The following is a 16,935-nucleotide window of genomic DNA, read 5'->3' as shown; positions in this document are numbered from 1 at the left end:
AACTCGTCGGCGAACTTGGCGTACAGCAGGTCGGTGGGAGAAAGGGCGCTCTCGCCCAGGATGGACATAAGCTCCTTCATCTCCTTGCCGGTGGAGTAGGCGGCAAAGAGCTGGTTCATGGTGCCGGAGTGATCCTCCCGGGTCTTGCCGGCGCCGATGCCCTTGTCCTTCAGGCGGCTCAGGGAGGGCAGCACGTCCACAGGGGGAATGACGCCCTTGCGGTAGAGCTCCCGGGAGAGGATGATCTGCCCCTCGGTGATATAGCCGGTCAGGTCGGGGATGGGGTGGGTCTTGTCGTCCTCGGGCATGGTGAGGATGGGGATCATGGTGATGGAGCCGGGGCAGCCCAGGCGCCGGCCGGCCCGCTCGTACATGGTGGCCAGGTCGGTGTACAGGTAGCCGGGATAGCCGCGGCGGCCCGGAACCTCCTTCTTGGCCGCGGACACCTCCCGGAGCGCCTCGGCATAGTTGGTGATGTCGGTGAGGATGACCAGCACGTGCATGCCCTTCTCAAAGGCCAGGTACTCGGCGGCGGTGAGGGCCATACGGGGCGTGGCAATGCGCTCGACGGCGGGGTCGTTGGCCAGGTTGGTGAAGAGCACGGTGCGGTCAATGGCGCCGGTGCGGCGGAACTCCTCCACAAAGAAGTTGGACTCCTCGAAGGTGATGCCGATGGCGGCAAAGACCACGGCGAAGTTGGATGCGCCGTCCAGCACCTTGGCCTGGCGGGCAATCTGGGCGGCCAGGGCCGCGTGGGGCAGGCCGGAGCCGGAGAAGATGGGCAGCTTTTGGCCCCGGACCAGAGTGTTCAGGCCGTCGATGGTGGAGATGCCGGTCTGGATGAACTCGTTGGGGTAGTCACGGGCGGCGGGGTTCATGGCCAGGCCGTTGATGTCCCGCCGCTCCTCGGGCAGAATCTCAGGGCCGCCGTCAATGGGGCGGCCCATGCCGTTGAACACCCGGCCCAGCATGTCGCCGGATACGGCCAGCTCCAGGGGGTGGCCCAGGAAGCGGATGCGGGACTCCTTCAGGTTGATGCCGGCGCTGGACTCAAAGAGCTGGACCACGGCATTGTCGCCGTTGACTTCCAGCACCTTGCAGCGGCGGACGTCCCCGTTGGGCAGCTGGATCTCGCCCAGCTCGTCATAGGTGACGCCCTCTACCTTGCGCACCACCATCAGAGGGCCGTTAATCTCCTGTATGGTTTTATACTCGCGGATCATACCTCCGCCTCCCCTCTCTCAGCCACGGCCTCAATCTCCCGCTCCATCTGGGCGGCGATGTCGGCGTAGACGGCCTGGTATGTGCCGCTCTCCACGCTCTTTGCCCGGCCAATGCGCTCCCGGGACGGGATCTCAAAGAGGGCCTGCACGTCCGCACCCCGCAGGATGGCGTTCCGGCAGAGGCTGTCGTAGCGGAGAATCATGGCCAGCAGCTTCTCCTGCCGGTCGTACTCGGAGAAGCTGTCCACGTCCACGAAGGCATTCTGCTGGAGGAAGTCCTCCCGGACCATCTTGGCCGTCTCCAGCGTGAGCTGGTCGGCGGGCGACAGGGAGTCCTTGCCCACCAGCTGGACGATCTCGTTCAGGCTGGCCTCCTCCTGGAGCAGGCTCATGGCCTTGTCCCGGTCAATGAGGAAGCGCTTGCCCAAATGCTCGTCAAACCAGGGCTTCAGGGAATCCAGGTACAGGGAGTGGGAATTGAGCCAGTTGATGGCGGGGAAGTGGCGCTTGTAGGCCAGGCTGGAGTCCAGAGCCCAGAACACCTTGACGATGCGCATGGTGGCCTGGCTGACAGGCTCGGACAGGTCGCCGCCGGGGGGCGACACTGCGCCCACGGCGGTCAGGCTGCCCCGGCGATCCCCGTCGGAGCAGATGCAGGACACGCTGCCGGCCCGCTCATAGAACTGGGCCAGGCGGCTGGACAGGTAGGCGGGGTATCCCTCCTCGCCGGGCATCTCCTCCAGACGGCCGGACATCTCGCGCAGGGCCTCAGCCCAGCGGGAGGTGGAGTCGGCGATAACGGCCACGTCGTAGCCCATGTCCCGGAAGTACTCGGCGATGGTGATGCCGGTGTAGATGGAGGCCTCACGGGCGGCCACGGGCATGTCGGAGGTGTTAGCGATAAGCACGGTGCGCTTCATCAGGCTCTCGCCGGTGCGGGGGTCCTTCAGCTCGGGGAACTCCCGCAGCACGTCGGTCATCTCGTTGCCCCGCTCGCCGCAGCCAATGTAGACCACAATATCCACGTCGGCCCATTTGGCCAGCTGGTGCTGCACCACGGTCTTGCCCGAGCCGAAGGGGCCGGGGACGGCGGCGGTGCCGCCCTTGGCAATGGGGAACATGGTGTCGATAATGCGCTGGCCGGAGCACAGGGGCACCGTGGGGGCGTGCTTCTGCCTGTATGGGCGTCCCACGCGGACGGGCCACTTCTGCATCATGGTCAGCTCATGCCGGCCGCCGTTCTCGTCCCGGAGGACGGCCACGGTGTCCAGCACGGTGAAGGCCCCGGCCTGGATGGACTCAATGGTGCCCTTCAGGCCCACGGGGACCATAATCTTGTGGAGCACCACGGCGGTCTCCTGGACAGTGCCGATGACATCGCCGGCGGCCACAGCGGCACCGGCCTCAACGGCGGGGGTAAAGTCCCACTTTTTCTCCCGGCTCAGTGCGGGCACCTGCATGCCCCGCTGGATGGTAGCCCCGGAGATTTTCATAATCTCCTCCAGGGGGCGCTGGATGCCGTCGTAAATGTTCTCGATCAGGCCGGGGCCCAGCTCCACGGACAGCGGGGCGCCGGTGGTCTCCACCACAGCGCCGGGACCCAGGCCGGAGGTCTCCTCGTAGACCTGGATGGAAGCTGAATCCCCGTTCATGTTGAGGATTTCGCCGATGAGCTTCTGCTCGCCCACCCGGACCACGTCGGCCATATTGGCGTCGGACAGGCCCGAGGCTACCACCAGGGGGCCGGAGACCTTGACGATTTTTCCGCTCAATGTTTCAACCTTCTTTCTCGTCGGGACAAGCTGCGTATCCTTTACCCCGGTATGAATGCCGGGGTTCGCTCACTCCGCCGCCCCTCCTCCTCCCGGCACGACCCGCTTCCGCTGGGCTCGCGCCGGGGCTGTCGGCCAAAGGCCGCTACTGCATACCGTGCAGCGGTTGCGCCGCTGAGGCTGTGCCGCCGGGCACAGCGGCTCGGGCGCTTCTTACAGAATGTCGGCGCCCACGGCCCGCTCCACGGCGATTCTGATATTGTCCATACCGATGCCCAGGCTGCCGTCCTTGCCGGGGATAAGGATAATGGCCGGGGTCAGCTCGTCCTTGTACCGCTCCAGCTCCGGACCCATCTCGGCGGCGTACTGCTCAGTGAGGTACACCACGGCGCAGTTCTCCTTTGCCAGCCGGTGGAGGGCGGCCTTAGCCTCCTCCACAGTCTCGGCGGGACAGACCTCCAGCCCCAGGGCCTTGAAGCCCATGACGCTCTCCCGGTCGCCCAGAACGGCGATTTTCCAGTTAGACATAGCTCTCACGCAGCCTTTCCCGGATGGTATCCGCGTCCAGCCCGGCCAGGCGGCCGGAGAGGATAACCCGCACGTTGGTCAGCTCGGTCTCCCGGGCGGCCAGATAGCCGATGAGGGGGGCCTCGCCGAAGGCCACGTACTTGGCCCCCGCCAGATAGGCGGTGACGGCGTCATCGCAGAGCTTTTCAAACCGGGTCAGCCGCCCGCCGGAGAGGGCGGCGCTTCCGGCCGCCGCAGCGTCCTGAAGCAGGGTGGCCCGGTAGAGCTCCTCCAGCTGCCCTCCCGCCGCGGCGGCGAGGATCCGGCCGGTCTCTACGCTGCCGCCGGGGAGGAGCACCTTCTCCAAAAAGTCCGTCCCCTTGCCCATGCGCAGGGTGCGCACCGCGCTGCGCAGGTTGGCCGCGTCCACGCTGATGCGTACGTAGCCCATGAGGAATTCGCTCCCCGTCTCTACGGCAATTCCGGCCATATCCTCGTAGCAGGCCCGGTCCAGCACCAGATCAGCCTGCTGGGGATCCCCGGTACCGCCCAGGACCTCCTTGGCCTGGGCGGCGGCGGACCGGAGCACAGGGGGCAGCCCCCTCATATCCCCGGTGCGCAGCGCCTCCGCCAGCGCCTGCGCCGGCACCCGGCCGGCGGAGATGAGCAGCCGCTCCGGCTCCACCCCCATGGCCGCCGCCTTCAGCAGGGTCTTGACGTTGTGGTAATCATATTTGACCTTAAAAACCTCCAGGATCTGGGGATTGGGGGCGCAGGAGGTCAGATCCTTCAGCGTGGCCTCCCGGTGCTGCTTGAGCGCCCGGTCCACGCACTCCAGATCCACCCTGGGCAGCTCCGGCCAGCCGCACTCGGCGAGCACCTTGGCCGCGTCCTCCGGCGTTCTGGCCTCCAGCATGCGCTCCAGCCGCTCCCGGCTGATCAGCCGCCGCTCCATGGCCTTGATCCGGGCGGAGAGAAAGAGGTAATCCGTGTCTTTGATCTTTGGCAAGCTGTGGTTCCTCCTTTCCAGCGGGCTTGCTTCCGGGGCCCGCCTCGGCTCAGGCGAAGAGGAGCTGGGCCACCTCGCCGGCCATGCTCTCCCGCTGGAGGCGGACCAGAGTCTCAAAGGTACAGTTGGTCTCCACGTCGCCGTCCGACAGGATAATGCCCCCCTGAATGGGCCGGGTCTCCTCGGCCAGGGTGAGCATGCCGGTTCCCGCCAGGATGGCGGAGGCGCCGGTGACCACCTTATCCAGGATGGCGCCCGCCTTGGTGCCGGTCAGGTCGCCAGGAAGCCTGGGGGCCACCTGGCGGGCCAGGGCGTCGTTGGCCCTGGTGACCACGGCCTTGCCCACCCGGTTTCGGTCCTTCTGGGAGAAGATGACCTTCTCCCGGCCGGTACGGGCGGCCTTGACGGCCAGGGCGGCGAGAAGCTCGATGTACTCCTCGTCAGGGAGGGTGCACAGCTTTTCCAGCGCCATGGCAAAGGCCTCGTCCAGCACTTCCTGCTTGGCGGAGAGGATCAGCTTGCGGGACTCCATCTCCGCCATGCTCTCCAGCCGCTTCTCCCGCTCGGCGGCGGCCTTCTCCCACCGGACCCTGGCCTCCTCGCTCTCCCGCTTGGCCTGGGCCTGGGCGGCGGCGCGGATCTCCTCCGCCCGGCTGTTGGCGCCGGCCAGGAGGGTGTCGATCTCTTTCTGGGCGTCTGCCTCGATGCGCCCGGTGATTTTCTCAATTCCGTCCATATGCGCCGCTCCGCTTTCTCAGCCCAGGGGGTTGCAGTTGAGGAGCATCAGGAAGGAGATCAGCAGAGAGAGGATGGCGTAGAACTCCACGATGATGCACAGGATCATGCCCTTGGACCAGTCGTTGGGGGACTTGGAGACGATGTTGATGGAGGCGGCAGCCACCCGGCCCTGGGCGATGGCGGACAGCAGGCCGCCCAGCGCCATGGGCAGGCAGGCAGCCAGCACCCGCAGGCCGCCCACGGTGGTGATGGCGGTAATGTCCCCGCCAAAGACGTTCATCTGCATCAGGGCGATGAAGGCGATGACCAGGCCGTACAGGCCCTGGGTGCCGGGGATGACCTGGAGGATCAGAACCTTGGAGAACTGGGAGGGGTCCTCGCACAGCAGGCCGGCGCCCGCCTCACCGGCGATTCCGGTGCCCTTGGCGGAGCCGACGCAGGCCAGGCCGGCAGCCAGGCCGGCGCCCAGGAAGCCGAAGAAGGCTCCCCCGTACTGAGTAATGAGCTCGCTGAACATGTCAATTTTCCTCCTTAATATCCACATATTGCGGGTTCAGGCAAAGCGGCCGCCAGGGCCGCCCGCCCTCCTTGTAGAACTGCTTGAAGAATTCCAGATACTGCAGGCGGGACGTATGAACATAGGTGCCGATGACGTTGATGGCCATATTGAAGGCGTGGCCGATAAGGAACACGATGAAGAAAAACACCACGTTCCCCGGCATGGCGCCCAGGATGTTGAACACCTGTCCAATAACCGAGCCGGCCAGCATCATCACCATCAGCCGGGAGTAGGACAGCACGTCCCCGAAGTAGCCGGTGACGCCGTTGTACACCGCCCCCACAATGGCGGTGACCCGGCCGAAGCCCTTGCCGTTGCGCCCCTGGGCCAGGAGCATCAGGCACCCCAGGATAAGCACCACCGGGTAACCTCCAACGCTGCCGACCTGGGAGACGCCCGTCATGTTCAGGGCCAGCAGGGCGATGCCCAGGAAGATCACCCACCAGGTGCCGATATCCCAGACGGCGTCCCACACCTGGCCCTCCCGGCAGAGCATCCAGAACTTCACAATCATGCCCACCATAATCTGCACAAAGCCCACCGCCAGGGAGAAGATCAGGGCGGTCATGGGGTCGTTCATCACGTCCAGCAGAGGGTGGACTGTGAGGAAGGGGATCTGGGGGGTGGGGAGCCCCAGCATCCCGGTGAACCGGGCCAGGAAATCGGAGAAAAAGCCGCCGGTGAAAAAGCCGATGACCGCCGAGGCAATGCCGCACATGATCATCAGCCGCACCAGCTGGCCAAAGCCGCCTTTGGGCTTGGTCCTAACCTGGATGACAATACATGCCAGGGCCAGAATGGTGCCGTAGGCCAGGTCGGCAAACATAAAGCCGAAGAAGAACACGTAAAAAGGCAGCATCAGCGGGTTGGGATCCACCCCGTCGTAGGCGGGCAGGGCGTACATCTCGGTGATGGTGGTCATAGGCTCGGTAAACAGGTTGCTCTTCAGCTTCACCGGCACGTCGGGGTACTCCTCCGGCGCCGGGTCCTGGCTCTCCCAGGCGCAGACAAACCTGGACAGCTCCTGTTCCAGCTTTCCCATGGCCTCCGCCGGGGCCCAGCCCTCCAGGAAGAAGGCCGCGTCCGAATCCAGCAGGCGGCAGCGGGCCTCCTCCCGGGCAATCTCGTGCTCCGCCCGGTCCACGCACTGCTCCAGGGCGGCCAGGCGGGGACCATAGCCCGCCATCCGCTCCGTCAGCTCCCTGCGCCGGCTCTCCAGTTCCGCCAGCTCCCCGGCCAGGCGGGCGTCGTTCTCCCGGGCCGTCCCCTTCCATCCCTGGAGGGAGGCGCGGCTGAAGCCCAGGGGCCGCAGGGCCTCCTCGCAGGCGGAGAGGGCGCTGGCGTGGCACACCAGCACCACGTGCCACAGATCCCCCGTCTGCCCCGCGGGGATAAGCTCAAAGAGGTCGGTCGCCTCCCCCAGGGCGGCCCGGGCCACCTCCAGCCCCGCCTTCTCCGGCACCATGCCGAAGACCACCGCCGTCTGGGGGGTGGAGGGGGTGTCCAGGGGGAGGTCCAGCTCCAGCCAGGGACGCAGGGTGTCCCGCTGGGCCTGGATCTTGCTCTGCTCCGAGGCCAGGGCCGCCGTCTGCCGCTCCAGATCCGCCAGGGCGGCCGCATCCGCCAGGGCCGCCCGGTAGGGCCCGTCGGCAAAGAACTCTCCCTCCGTCACCTCCGGTCGTGGGGAGAGCAGCCCCCGCTTGGCCTTGGGCGCGTACTTTTTCAGAATATGCAGGGCGTTTTCCGCGCTGGCCCGGTCCTGCCTGGCCTGGGCCAGCGCCTCTTCATCCGGGTGGGTCAGACCCGCCCAGTCCGGATCGTCCGGCTGGGGCTCCAGAGGGTCCACCTCCACGCACCCCAGATGCTGCAGCCGCCGGAGAAGCTCCTCCTGCTGGGATTTCACCCCCGCCAGCCGCAGCCGTTTCATTTTCGTGATAGCCATATCAGACGCTCACAACCCTTCCCACTATCAGCTCCACCGCCGCAGGCAGGCGGGCGCGGGCTTTGGCCTGCAGGGCGCTGCACGCCTCCCGCTGCTGGGCCAGGATCTCTTCGGTGCGGCGGGCTGCGCGGGCCTCCGCCTGGGCCATGGCCTCCTTGGCTTGGGCCTCCGCCTGGGCGGCGGCCTGCTCAATCAGCGCCTGCCCTGCCTTCTCCGCGTCGGATACCAGTTTCTTGGCCTCAGCGGCCGCACCCGCCCGGCGGGACTGGGTATCCTGCTCTGCCTCTGTGATCTTTTTCATCGCTTCCAGGGACATGATTTCACCGCCTTCCAGTATGGGATATTCAAATTAAATTCTCCCACTTATATAGAATAATAGACGAGTCCGCAATAGATTGCAAGCATTTTTGCCCGAAATCCCTGTTTTGTACAGTAACATTTTAGATATTATGTTATCTTTTTCAACATTTTATGCAACCAAGCAGATATTTCGCCCCATTTGCCATCCAAATTTTCCCTAACAAAAAAGATGTGGGGCATCGCTGTGTCCCACATCTTTGTGTAAATATTTATTTTTTATTCAGGAAGTACCGCCCAGCTGTATGGCAGGTCCCCGGCGGGAGCCTGATCCAGAATGACCACCAGATCCTCCTCCGGATTTTCCATGCCTGCATCCCGCAGGGCGGGATAGTAGTCCGCCGGGTCGCCGCCGTCCAGCTTTACATAGAGCCGGTCCGCCGCGGCGCACAGGCCGGACAGCGTCTGCCCGCTGAGGGAGTTGCTTCCCTGCGCCAGCGTGGTCTTGTCGGTGACGATGGACAGCAGCGGCGCGTCCGTCCCGGTTCCGATGGCCTGGCGCACCTGCTGGTAGAAGGCGTCCACCGTCTGGCTGAAGGTATCCGGGTTGTACCGGTCCCCGGTGAGGATAAGGGACAGGTCGCCTTCGGTGGGGAAGGCGGCGTAGTCCAGGATGATCTCGTCAAAGCCCAGCTGGGCCAGTTCGCCGCACACTCCCGCCAGGTAGTCCCGCACGTCGCTGTTCTCCGGGGTCATCCAGCGGATCTCCCCCGGTCCCCGCCAGTTGCCGATGCTGGTGCGCAGGGCCAGCCGGTTGTTCTGGTAGGGGGCGGTGTTGTCCCGGAAGCAGGAGACATAAGCCGCCGTGTCCATGGCGGAGCACAGGGTAGCCAGTTCTCCGTTGCGGGCGGCGTCCCCCGAGGAGGAACCCACCGTCTGGGCTGTCGTCTGGCTGGAGGCGTACCCCAGCAGGCCGTCAATTCCCTTCATGGTAAGGATGGGAGCGGCGTCATGTCCGCCGGTATAGGCTGCCAGCGCCTCGCCGCCGGCGGTATACAGGTTCTGCACTCCGCCGCCGGAAATCAGGCTGTCCGGCAGGGCCACCGCCCGGGTGTACACCGGGTCGGGCTCCGGCGTGGGGGTGGGGGTGAGCTCCGGCGTGGGCGAGACCACCACAATGGACGGCGCTTCCCCGCTCTCGCTGGGGAGCGGAGATTCCTCCTCCCGGTTCAGGAAGGGCAGATCAAAGTAGATCCCCCCGGTGGAGGAGACCACCATGTACCGCTGCAGGAAGAAAAAGGCCGCCACCAGCAGCACCAGCACCACAGCCAGCACAGCGATGATAAACTTCAAAAAGGTACGGAGCTTGGACTTTCCCCGGTAGGCCCCGTATCCGTAGTGATTCCTTCTTCTCATGGAAATGTCCGTCCTTTCCCGGTCAGCTCAGTTCTGCCGGTTCCATAATACCCCGTGTGCAGGTATCATATCACAAGCCGGGAAAAAAAGCATCCCCTTTTGGTCATCCCTCTCCGCACTTGGTCAGGGCCTGGTCCAGCTTCTCCAGCGCGGTGAGGACCATCTCCCTGTCCTGGGGCTCCATGGTGTTGAGCAGCGCGGCAAAATAGCCCGACACGTCGGTTTTGGCCTTCTGCCGCAGGTCCTGATACTTCTCTGTGGCGGTGACATAGATCACCCGGCGATCAGTCTCTGACCGCTCCCGGCGGGCCAGCCCCAGCTTTTCCAGCCGGTCCACAATGCCAGAGACGGTGGAGTTGGCGCTGCCGGTCCGCTCGGCCAGGGCACTGATGGGCATGGGTCCGTCCTCTCCCAGCACAGTCAGCACCAGTGCCTGGGGAAAGGTCAGGTTCAGGCGGCCAAAATGGCTGCGGAAGTGCTGGGACATATGCTGCGTTACCCGCAGGTAGCTCATTAAAATATCATTAGATTCCTTCATCCGCGTCCATTCCTTTCTTCCGGCGGACCTCCCGCCGGATACTTCACTTCGCGCACGAAAAAAGCATACCCCTGCGCTTCCGCTTTGTCAATGAACACGAAAAAAGGTTCATCGTTTGTTTACACATATGTCACATTTCTTAAAGATTTCCCCCTGAAACGGCAAAAAAGTACCTACTGTTTCCCACTCAAGTCCAATCTTTCCAGACGTCGGGACAGTAGCCCACGGTGGCCTGGCGGCCGTTGCGCACCACAGGGGTGCGGATGAGGCGGGGGTTGTCCAGCAGCTTTTCCAGCTTGTCCCCCTCCCCCGCCAGGTAGCGGAGAATGGCCGCGTCCGGGTTGTCCCAGTCCACCAGGTTCTCCAGGCCTACCGCGTTTTTCACGCTCTGGAGCTCTCCCCGGCTCATACCGAACTTCACCAGGTCCACCGCCTGGAACTTGATCCGCCGCTCCTTGAAGTACCGCTCCGCCTTTTTGGTATCGAAACACTTGGATTTTCCAAAAATCTGGATGTTCATGCTTATTCCCCTCCGATGTATACAAATCTGGGGCCGGAGTACCCGTCCCGCTCCACGTGTTCGCTCCACATGGCCGCCGGGCGCACCCACACGCCGCCCTGCCCGTACAGGGGCTGGTAAACTACCATCTGCTCCTCTGTCTCCGAGTGGCGGGCGGTAAAGAGTACCCGGTACTCCCCGCCTTTGAAATGCCGGTAACGGCCCGGCCTAATCTCTTCCATGGCGCCGTCTCCTCTCTCCGGGACAGGCCCGGGGTTGCTGAAAACAGAATACTTGATTTTTGCCGAAAAAGAAAGTCCCTTTTGGAAATTCCCCGGGACCGGCCGTCCCTGTCCTCTCCCAGCGGCTGTGCACGCCCCAGGCGGACATATTTTATATAAAGGTATGCAGAACTGCCCGGCGAAGGGGGACGAAAAGTTTGTGTATACTTTTCCCCCTCTATGTGGTATACTAACTCATAGGATGCTCCCCTGCGGGGTTGAGCGTATGCCATTTTGGGCTTTATGTGCGCTGCGCGCACCTGAGATAAGGCAAAGACACGGATATACGGCACCGGCGGCGAATGGCCGTCCCTTTTTCCGACGAGGCAGGGCCGGAAAGAGCGGGCGGAATCGCCTTGTTTTGGTGCGCTCATGTGTCGGTTACATCCCATCCAACCTTTGAATCCAACACAGATTAAGGAGTGCAATCAACTTATATGGCAGAAAAACTGAAAATCATTTCCCTGGGCGGTTTGAACGAGATCGGCAAGAACGTCACCGTCTATGAGTACGGCGGGGATATTATCGTCATCGACGTGGGCATGGGCTTCCCTGACGACGACATGTACGGCATTGACGTGGTCATCCCCGACTTCTCCTATCTCATCAAGAACAAGGACAAGATCCGGGGCATCTTCCTGACCCACGGCCACGAGGATCACATCGGCTCCATCCCCTACCTGCTGCGGGACGTGCAGGCCCCCATCTACGCCACCCGGATGACCGCCGGGCTGGTAAAGCTGAAGCTGGAGGAACACCGCCTGCTGGACAAGACCAAGCTCATCACCTGCGAGGCGGGGGAGACGGTAAAGGCAGGCAAATTTTCGGTGGAGTTTATCCATGTGAACCACTCCATTGCCGACGCCTGCGGCTTTGCCATCAAGTGCCCGGTGGGCGTGTGCGTCCACACCGGCGACTTCAAAATCGACCCCACCCCTGTGTCCGGCGGCATGATCGACCTGACCCGTCTGGGTCAGCTGGGCAAGGAGGGGGTTCTGGCCCTGCTGGCCGACTCCACCAACGTGGAGCGCCCCGGCTTCACCAAGAGCGAGCGGAGCGTGGGAGCCTCCTTTGACGCCCTGTTCCGGGGCTGTGAGGAGCGGATTATCGTCACCACCTTCGCCTCCAACGTGGACCGGATGCAGCAGATCATCTCGGTGGCCGCCAAATACGGCCGAAAGGTGGCCGTCACCGGCCGCAGTATGGAGAACGCCATCAAGGTCTCCACCGAGCTGGGGTACATGAACATCCCCGCCGGGGTGCTGGTGGACGTGAACCACCTCAAGAGCCTGCCCAAGAACAAGGTGTGCATCATCACCACCGGCAGTCAGGGCGAGACCATGTCCGCCCTGACCCGCATGGCCTTCTCCACCCACAAGCAGGTGGACATTCAGGCCGGCGACCGGGTGATTATCTCGGCCTCCGCCATTCCCGGCAACGAGAATGCCATCGGCAGCGTTATCAACGAGCTCTACCGCAAGGGCGCCGAGGTGGTCAACGAGCGTGAGGCCCCCCTCCACGTCTCCGGCCACGCCTGTCAGGGCGACCTGAAAATTATCCACGCCCTGGTCAAGCCCAAGTTCTTTGTCCCTGTCCACGGCGAGCAGCGGATGCTCCAGACTCACGCCAAGCTGGCCCGGGAGATGGGCATGGACCCCAACAACATCCTCATCAGCGACATCGGCAAGGTGATGGAGTTCACCCGCACCAGCGCCCGCATCAACGGCACCGTGCCCGCCGGGCGGGTGTTTGTGGACGGGTACGGCGTGGGCGATGTGGGTGCCGTAGTCCTGCGGGACCGGAAGCACCTGGCCGAGGACGGCATGATTGTGGTGGTGGCCACCATGTCCGCCGAGGACGGCGGCCTGCTCTCCGGCCCGGACATCATTACCCGGGGCTTTGTGTACGTCAAGGAGTCCGAGGGCCTGATGGAGGAGCTCAAGCGGGTGGCCATGGAAGCCATCAACGAGTGCCAGGACCAGCGGCTTAAGGACTGGTCCGCCATCAAGACCCAGATTAAGAACGACCTTTCCGCCTTCCTCTACAAAAAGACCAAGCGCAACCCCATGATCCTGCCTGTCATCATGGACGTGTGATACAATCTGCGAAAAAGGCGTCTGTCCTCCGGACAGACGCCTTTTTTATTTCTTTTTGGGCAGTTTGTGCTTGGTGCCGTCGGGCTCCACGATATAAGTGTTCTCCAGCTGGGCCGTCAGGCTGGCCCGGACGGAGGCCACGTACTCCTTCCGCAGGGCGGCCCGCTCGGTCTCCTCCTCGGGAGTCAGCCCCTCAGGGGCCTTGGCCTTTCTGGCCAGCTCATTGATGCGGTCAATCTTTTCCTGTTCCATCAGAGATATCGCTCCACTTCTATTATAATTCGGCCCTTTTTGGATACTACGCCCACGGTCTTTACCGCAGCCTTTCCCATCCCCCGGCAGGAGATCACATCCCCCTGGGCCACAGTCCGGTCCGGTTTGGTACACTCGCGGTGGTTGAGCTGCACCCGGCCGGAGGAGATGAGATCCGCCGCCTTGGACCGGGGCAGGGAAAACGCGGAGGCTGCCACTGCATCCAGCCGCAGGGTGGCCACCGTGTCGCGGATGAGCTTGACCTCCACCTTGGGGGGCGTCAGCGCGGACAGGGCCACCGGCGCCACCTTGAGCCGGGTGCGCCCGGCGCTCTCCAGGTGGAGCAGGAGAAAGTCCTCCATCTCCCGGAGCAGCAGCACGTCGCACACCCCCGGGGACACCAGCAGGTCCCCCACCTTTTCCCGGTCCAGCCCCAGGCCCAGAATAGAGCCCAGGAAGTCCCGGTGGGTCAGGCCTGCGTCCTCCGGGAAGGTGCACCGCAGGGCGGAGATGGGGCAGTTCTCCCCGTCGGCCAGCCACTCCTCCGGCTCCTGCCAGTCGGGGAGAAAGACGCAGATGGTCCGCTCAGCCCCCTCAAAGCCCCCGTAGAACAGATGGGGCGGGCGGCCGCCGGCGTTGATGAGGGTCTCCACCGACGCGCGCTCCTGGGGGGACAAAAAGGCCGTGTGGGCGGGGATGTTCCGCCGCCCGGCCAGCTCCAGCTTGTCCATGGTCCGGGCCAGGAGCATCCGCTCCTCCCCGTCCCGTGCAAGCCGGGTCAGAAGTTCTGTTTTGTTCATGGTTCCTCCCGATAAGGGAATTCTACTGGTCCAGCTGGTACCGCTCCACCAGCCGGACCTCCAGGTCCAGGTACTCCCCGTTCCGGTACACCCGGAAAGTGAGCACATCCCCGGCCTGAAAGCCCTCCTTGATGGCGTTGATATCATCTACGGAGGTGACGGCCCGGCCGTTGCACTCCGTGATCACGTCCCCGGAGCGCATGCCCTGCTTCTCCGCGTCCGAACCGGCGGTGACGCTCTGGACGTATACGCCCTCCACCAGGCCGCTGGCAGCCGCCCGCTGGGCGTCCATGGTGGAGCCCAGGATACCCAGGGTGGGATAGCCCCGGACATGGCCGTAGGCGATGAGCTCATCCACAATGGACTTGACGGTATTGGTAGGGATGGCGAAGCCCAGCCCCTCCACCGAGCCGGAATAGCTGGTCATCTTCATGTTGGTAATGCCCACCACCTGGCCCCGGTCATTGAGCAGGGCGCCGCCCGAGTTGCCCGAGTTGAGGGCGGCGGTGGTCTGGATGAGGGTCATGGTGTTGCCGTCCACATTCACGTCCCGGCTGATGGCGGAGATAATGCCGTCGGTCATGGTGCCCCGCAGCTCCTCCCCCAGGGGGTTGCCGATGGCCAGAGCCGGCTCTCCCACCTGGAGCAGGTCAGAGTTGCCGAACTGGGCGGGCGTCAGGTTTTGGGCGTCAATCTTCAGCACAGCCAGATCGTTGGTCTGGTCGCCCCCCACCAGCAGGGCCCGGTGGACGGTGTCGTCAAAGAGCACTACCTCCACCTCATAGGAGCCCTGGATCACATGGTAGTTGGTGATGATGTACCCGTCCGCCGTCATGACCACGCCGGTGCCGGTGGCGCCGCCGCCGGTCTGGTAGGCACGGATGCTGGCAATGGCGGCGATGTTCCGGTCGTAGATCTCCTGATAGCTCAAAATCTCGTCGGGCAGGCCGGCCACAGCCAGAGTGACGCCGGTGCCGGTCGGGGCCCGCTCCAGGTCGGTGACGCCGCCTGATGCGGTGGCGCTGGGGACGGGGATGGGGATGGTGGTGTAGTAGTTGCCGCCGCTCTCCCCCGCCGCGCTCTCCCCGCCCTGACCAAGCATCCAGCTCAGAGCCAGGGTCAGGGTGGTCAGCGCTACAATGAGCACCAGAAAAACGGCAAAGATCCAGGGTGCTTTCCGGCTCCCCCGGCGCTTTTTCTCCTCCGGCGGCGGAGGCGCCTCAAAGGGAATGACCGTATAGCGGGGTGTGCCGGTCCGTCCCGGGCCGCCGGCGGGGGCAGTGGTATAGTAATCGGTGCGCATGGCTGTCCTCCCTGGATGGTTTCAATCCGCTCCCCTCACGCCAGCGTCAGCGTAAAGGTGAACTCCGTCACGCCGTTTTCGCTGGTGACGGTAATGTTTTCCTTGTGGTTGTTGAGAATGGTCTTGACGATGTACAGCCCCAGGCCCACGCCGTCCCGGTCTTCACTGCGGGACTTGTCGCTCTTGTGAAAGCGGTCGAAGAGCAGGGGCAGCTCCTCGGCGGGAATGGTGTCCCCTACATTGCGCACCGACACATGGGCCTTGCCGCCCCTGGTGGTGATGGAGATGGTGATAATCCCCTTCTCCTGGGAGAATTTGATGGCATTGTCCAGCAGGTTGTAGCACACCTGGGTGATGGCGTCCGGGTCGCCCCACACCATGACCGGTTCCTCGGGCAGATTGGTGTCCACATCCAGGCCGGACTGGTTAATTTTTGTCTCCAGACTCAGCAGTACCCGGACCATCAGCTCGGAGATGTCGAACTGCTCCTGGGCGGTCACGTTCTCCGCCGACTGGAGGCGGCTCAGATCCAGCATCCGCCGAACCAGCCGGGAGAGCCGGCGGGTCTCGGAGGAGATGGTGCGCAGGGCGTCCTGCTCCTTCTCCGGCGGGATGGTGCCGTCCAGAATGCCATCGGCAAAGCCGGCGATGGTGGTCATGGGGGTCTTCAGCTCGTGGGACACGTTGGCCACAAACTCGCTGCGCTTGGCCTCCGACTTGGCCAGGGACTCCGCCATGGCGTTGAACGCCTCGGCCAGCTCTCCCACCTCGTCCTGGCGGCTGCCCACCTCCACCCGGGTGTCAAACTCCCCGTGGCCGAACTTCCGGGCCGCCTCCGCCATCTCCTTGAGGGGCTTGGTCTGCCTCAGCGAGGTGACCGAGGTGGTGATAAAGGCAATACACAGCACAACAATGGCGGTGAAAAAGAAAATCTGGGCAAAGGCCCGCCACATCTCGGTGATATTCTCCGTCTCCGCCGCCACAAAGACCATACCGGTCTGGACGCTCTGACCCAGCAGGCCAATCTTATAGATGGGGCACCCGGCCACAAACCGTTTCTCCCCAAACAGGCCGTCCAGAGTGGTCATCGCGCCGTAAGCTCCGTCCTTCACCGCCTGGCTGACCATATCGGCGGACAGGGTCTGGCCGATGAAGGCCCCCTCCGTCTGACCGTCCGAGGAGTAGACGATCTGGCCGATCCGGTCCGGCGCGGTCTCGCAGAGAATCACGTAGGCGTCGGCCAGCTGAGCCAGGTTGGAGGTGTACTGCCGGTAGGCGGAGTCGTAGATAGTGGTGGAATAACGGGATTCCGACAGGTAGGACCCGGTGAATTCCGCAATATAGGCCGCGTTTTTCTCCATGGTATCCTGTTTTTCCTGGACCGTGTACTGATAGGAAAGTGCGATGAATGCCGTGCCCAGCAGGGCAAAGGAGATGAGAATCATCCCGGCCATCATGACAAACTGGCGTTTATACAGGCTCTTCGTACCGTTCTCCTCCTTCCTGACGGCGCACTGCCGCAGGGCCGTATCTGGTCCGATGCGGCCCTATGGTTTCTTCGGGCAGGGGCGTCAGCCGGGGCTTCAGCTGTTCACAACCTCGAACTTATAGCCCACGCCCCATACTGTTTTCAGGCTCCACTGGTCGCTGACGGCCCCGCGGAACTCCCTTTCCGCGGGGGCCCCGTACTTTTTCATCTGCTC

The 16,935-nt window shown here is 63.7% G+C and carries 17 protein-coding genes; 1 reads left to right on the top strand and 16 read right to left on the bottom strand.

Annotated elements, in window-relative coordinates:
• From Q0K06_RS11865 to Q0K06_RS11810, 12 genes are all read right to left on the bottom strand, one after another.
• On the bottom strand, positions 1–1,223 hold a 1,223-nt coding region (locus Q0K06_RS11865; protein ID WP_294552775.1), incomplete at its 3' end, for a V-type ATP synthase subunit B.
• Positions 1,220–2,995: a V-type ATP synthase subunit A gene (locus Q0K06_RS11860; RefSeq protein ID WP_294552773.1), complete on the bottom strand. Its 1,776-nt coding sequence runs from the start codon at positions 2,993–2,995 to the stop codon at positions 1,220–1,222. The genes Q0K06_RS11865 and Q0K06_RS11860, both read right to left, overlap by 4 nt.
• Positions 2,996–3,208: 213 nt before the next feature.
• Positions 3,209–3,523 carry a V-type ATP synthase subunit F gene (locus Q0K06_RS11855; RefSeq protein ID WP_294552771.1) on the bottom strand — a complete coding sequence of 105 codons (315 nt, stop codon included), beginning with the start codon at positions 3,521–3,523 and terminating at the stop codon, positions 3,209–3,211.
• Positions 3,516–4,511 (bottom strand): V-type ATPase subunit, encoded by a 996-nt coding sequence (locus Q0K06_RS11850; protein WP_294552769.1) that lies wholly within the window; start codon positions 4,509–4,511, stop codon positions 3,516–3,518. The genes Q0K06_RS11855 and Q0K06_RS11850 overlap by 8 nt, the downstream gene beginning before the upstream one ends.
• A 49-nt stretch (positions 4,512–4,560) precedes the next feature.
• The gene (locus tag Q0K06_RS11845; protein WP_294552767.1) at positions 4,561–5,247 is read right to left on the bottom strand and encodes a V-type ATP synthase subunit E; all 687 of its coding nucleotides are present in this window, start codon (positions 5,245–5,247) and stop codon (positions 4,561–4,563) included.
• Between the two features lie 18 nt (positions 5,248–5,265).
• A complete protein-coding gene (locus Q0K06_RS11840; RefSeq protein ID WP_294552765.1) occupies positions 5,266–5,766 on the bottom strand; it encodes a V-type ATP synthase subunit K in 501 nt (166 codons plus the stop codon).
• A 1-nt stretch (position 5,767) separates the two neighbouring features.
• Positions 5,768–7,750, bottom strand: a complete 1,983-nt coding sequence (locus tag Q0K06_RS11835; RefSeq protein WP_294552762.1) for a V-type ATP synthase subunit I — start codon at positions 7,748–7,750, stop codon at positions 5,768–5,770.
• 1 nt (position 7,751) lies between these two features.
• Positions 7,752–8,066 carry a hypothetical protein gene (locus Q0K06_RS11830; protein ID WP_294552760.1) on the bottom strand — a complete coding sequence of 105 codons (315 nt, stop codon included), beginning with the start codon at positions 8,064–8,066 and terminating at the stop codon, positions 7,752–7,754.
• A 260-nt stretch (positions 8,067–8,326) separates the two neighbouring features.
• Positions 8,327–9,463: a putative glycoside hydrolase gene (locus Q0K06_RS11825; RefSeq protein ID WP_294552758.1), complete on the bottom strand. Its 1,137-nt coding sequence runs from the start codon at positions 9,461–9,463 to the stop codon at positions 8,327–8,329.
• Positions 9,464–9,566: 103 nt separating this feature from the next.
• Complete coding sequence (locus tag Q0K06_RS11820) at positions 9,567–10,001, bottom strand: MarR family transcriptional regulator (protein ID WP_294552755.1); 435 nt, start codon at positions 9,999–10,001, stop codon at positions 9,567–9,569.
• Between the two features lie 187 nt (positions 10,002–10,188).
• On the bottom strand, positions 10,189–10,521 hold the full coding sequence (locus Q0K06_RS11815) for an ArsC/Spx/MgsR family protein (protein ID WP_294518719.1): 333 nt from the start codon (positions 10,519–10,521) through the stop codon (positions 10,189–10,191).
• A 2-nt stretch (positions 10,522–10,523) separates the two neighbouring features.
• Complete coding sequence (locus Q0K06_RS11810) at positions 10,524–10,742, bottom strand: DUF1653 domain-containing protein (protein ID WP_294552751.1); 219 nt, start codon at positions 10,740–10,742, stop codon at positions 10,524–10,526.
• 476 nt (positions 10,743–11,218) lie between these two features.
• Between Q0K06_RS11810 and Q0K06_RS11805 the strand changes: the two genes are divergently transcribed.
• Positions 11,219–12,877 carry a ribonuclease J gene (locus tag Q0K06_RS11805; protein WP_294552747.1) on the top strand — a complete coding sequence of 553 codons (1,659 nt, stop codon included), beginning with the start codon at positions 11,219–11,221 and terminating at the stop codon, positions 12,875–12,877.
• Positions 12,878–12,922: 45 nt separating this feature from the next.
• Here Q0K06_RS11805 and Q0K06_RS11800 read toward each other — a convergent pair whose 3' ends face one another.
• The 4 genes from Q0K06_RS11800 to Q0K06_RS11785 are packed head-to-tail and all read right to left on the bottom strand — an operon-like array spanning position 12,923 to position 16,677.
• Positions 12,923–13,129 carry a DUF896 domain-containing protein gene (locus tag Q0K06_RS11800; protein ID WP_294552746.1) on the bottom strand — a complete coding sequence of 69 codons (207 nt, stop codon included), beginning with the start codon at positions 13,127–13,129 and terminating at the stop codon, positions 12,923–12,925.
• Positions 13,129–13,929 carry a YlmH/Sll1252 family protein gene (locus Q0K06_RS11795; RefSeq protein ID WP_294552743.1) on the bottom strand — a complete coding sequence of 267 codons (801 nt, stop codon included), beginning with the start codon at positions 13,927–13,929 and terminating at the stop codon, positions 13,129–13,131. Before Q0K06_RS11795 ends, Q0K06_RS11800 begins: the two co-directional genes overlap by 1 nt.
• Before the next feature lie 22 nt (positions 13,930–13,951).
• Complete coding sequence (locus Q0K06_RS11790) at positions 13,952–15,232, bottom strand: trypsin-like peptidase domain-containing protein (RefSeq protein ID WP_294552741.1); 1,281 nt, start codon at positions 15,230–15,232, stop codon at positions 13,952–13,954.
• A gap of 35 nt (positions 15,233–15,267) precedes the next feature.
• A complete protein-coding gene (locus tag Q0K06_RS11785; RefSeq protein ID WP_294552738.1) occupies positions 15,268–16,677 on the bottom strand; it encodes a HAMP domain-containing sensor histidine kinase in 1,410 nt (469 codons plus the stop codon).
• Between the last annotated feature and the right edge of the window lie 258 nt (positions 16,678–16,935).

Source organism: uncultured Pseudoflavonifractor sp. (assembly GCF_944387805.1).
Classification (GTDB): domain Bacteria; phylum Bacillota; class Clostridia; order Oscillospirales; family Oscillospiraceae; genus Pseudoflavonifractor.
This window is presented reverse-complemented; position numbering and strand designations above follow the sequence as displayed.